This window comes from Ruegeria sp. AD11(2025) (assembly GCF_056542405.1).
The window spans coordinates 1-2,025 of record NZ_JBQFZU010000090.1; the positions used below are offsets into that span (position 1 = coordinate 1).

The window sequence follows — 2,025 nt, forward strand, 5'->3', positions numbered from 1 at the left end:
ATCCCGGCCGCCGATGAATTGAACCAGAGCTACTGACCCCTCAACGCACTCCCCGACTGGTCCGCCGTTTCAGGCGGACATTTTTTGTCGCGAAACTACAGGTTGGAGGTCGGAATTGAGCATGAAGAAAGTAGAGTGATCGCTCTACTTTGCCGCTATGATATCGATCGAACAACGCAGGGCTGAAATCCGGGGCAGAAAGTATACTGAGAAGAGGTTGCCTCGCGAAGCTTTGACGCCTTGCGTTCTGGCTCTGATTTTCTCGGTACGCAGGAGACCTTCAAAATCAGGATAGAATAACAATGAAAATAGCTGGAATTCATATCTATCGGCACGACCTGGCTCATACCCGCGACGACAGCTCGGGCAGCAATCTGGATCTGTCCGCAGGCCCAAGACGGGGTATCCTTTCTGGTGAAAGCCGTCTTGGCGCTCCGTTCGAATCCTTTTGAAAGGAATAGTAAAAGCAATGGACCTGAATGGAAAAACAGCGCTGGTTACTGGTGCAGCGGGCGGCATCGGTGCCGCACTTGTAGCACGCCTGCGCGAAACGGGCGTCCGTGTTGCGGTTGCTGACCGAGATGTCAGCGGTATCGAGGCAGAAGCTCATCTGCCAGGCGATCTGCTTGACGGTTCCTATGCTGACGCGTTGCCGAAGGCAGCGGTGGATCAACTGGGCGGATTGGATATTGTCATCAACAATGCCGGCGTCATCACCCGTGGGTCAGTGACCGAGACCTCGGATAACGATTGGTTCCTGTCGCTGGGTGTGAATGTCGAGGCGCCATTCCGCATCTGCCGGTCCGCGATCCCTCTCATGGCTGAAAATGGCGGTGGGGCCATCGTAAACACCGCCTCGTGCTGGGGTCTGCGTCCGGGTTCCAATCACGCGGTCTATTGCATGACCAAAGCGGCGATTGCGTCTTTGACGCAATGCATGGGGATGGACCACGCCCATCAGGGCATTCGCATCAATGCCGTCTGTCCGAACGAGGTGAACACTCCCATGTTGCGGTCGGGCTTTGCGAAGCGGGGGTTTGACCCGGACACCGCCGTCAAAGAGCTGGGCCAGACCGTTCCTCTGGGCCGCATTGCCGAGCCCGAGGATATTGTCGATGTGATCATGTTCCTGGTCTCGGACGCGTCGCGCTATGTCTGCGGCACACTGGTTGAGGTCAATGGTGGGAAGCCTGTGTCATGATGCGGTTCGAGGGCAAGGTCGCGCTGGTTACAGGCGGTCGCAGCGGCATCGGGCAGGCGATCGCCCGGCGGTTGCGGGATGAGGGCGCGCAGGTCTTTACCGCTCAACGCGGGCAAGACTCCGAGTTTCTGGGGATTGATGCAGATTTCACCAATCCTACCAGTCCGGCGCAGGTGGTGAAAGCGGTCACCCGCAGGGCAGGGCGGCTGGACGTTCTGGTCAACAACGCCGGGATGATGCAGGAAGCCTGTGTCGAGGAAATGAGCCTCGAAGATTGGCAGCGCAATCTGGCGGTCAATCTGACGGCACCGTTCCTGACGATCCAGGCCGCCTTGCCACATCTGCGTAAAACCCGTGGCAGCATCGTCAACACCGGCTCGATCGAGGGGCTTGGAAGCAACCCTGGTCACGCGGCCTATTGCGCATCCAAAGCCGGTTTGCACGGTCTGACCCGCGCGGTGGCCGTGGACCACGGCCCCGAAGGGATACGGTGCAATGCGGTTGCGCCGGGGTGGATCGACACGGATCTGAACCTCGATTTCATCGACAGCATGGAAGACCCCGCCGCGTTCCGCCGAGATATTGCTAGGATCCATCCGGTCGCCAGAACCGGCAGCCCCGAGGAGGTAGCCTCATTGGTTGCGTTTCTGGCGTCGGACGATGCCGGGTTCATTACCGGTCAGGTTTATACGGTAGATGGCGGACGGATGGCCAAGCTGAGCTTGCCCTGATCATTCGTCGCGCGCTTTCCATTCTTTCCAGCGCAGCACTGCGTTTGCGCCGATTTCTCGGAAGGGTTGGGGTGGCAGGCGTTTGGGTTGGTC

The 2,025-nt window shown here is 58.8% G+C and carries 3 protein-coding genes; all 3 read left to right on the forward strand.

Annotated features, from left to right (window positions below; all coding sequences use genetic code 11):
- Window positions 1–302: 302 nt before the first annotated feature.
- From ACR1XY_RS24395 to ACR1XY_RS24405, 3 genes are read left to right on the forward strand one after another with little or no spacing between them, the layout of a single operon-like run.
- The gene (locus ACR1XY_RS24395; RefSeq protein ID WP_480597368.1) at window positions 303–452 is read left to right on the forward strand and encodes a hypothetical protein; all 150 of its coding nucleotides are present in this window, start codon (window positions 303–305) and stop codon (window positions 450–452) included.
- A 17-nt stretch (window positions 453–469) separates the two neighbouring features.
- Window positions 470–1,201, forward strand: a complete 732-nt coding sequence (locus ACR1XY_RS24400) for an SDR family NAD(P)-dependent oxidoreductase (protein ID WP_480597370.1) — start codon at window positions 470–472, stop codon at window positions 1,199–1,201.
- Window positions 1,198–1,932, forward strand: a complete 735-nt coding sequence (locus ACR1XY_RS24405; RefSeq protein ID WP_480597373.1) for an SDR family NAD(P)-dependent oxidoreductase — start codon at window positions 1,198–1,200, stop codon at window positions 1,930–1,932. The genes ACR1XY_RS24400 and ACR1XY_RS24405 overlap by 4 nt, the downstream gene beginning before the upstream one ends.
- Window positions 1,933–2,025 lie beyond the last annotated feature (93 nt).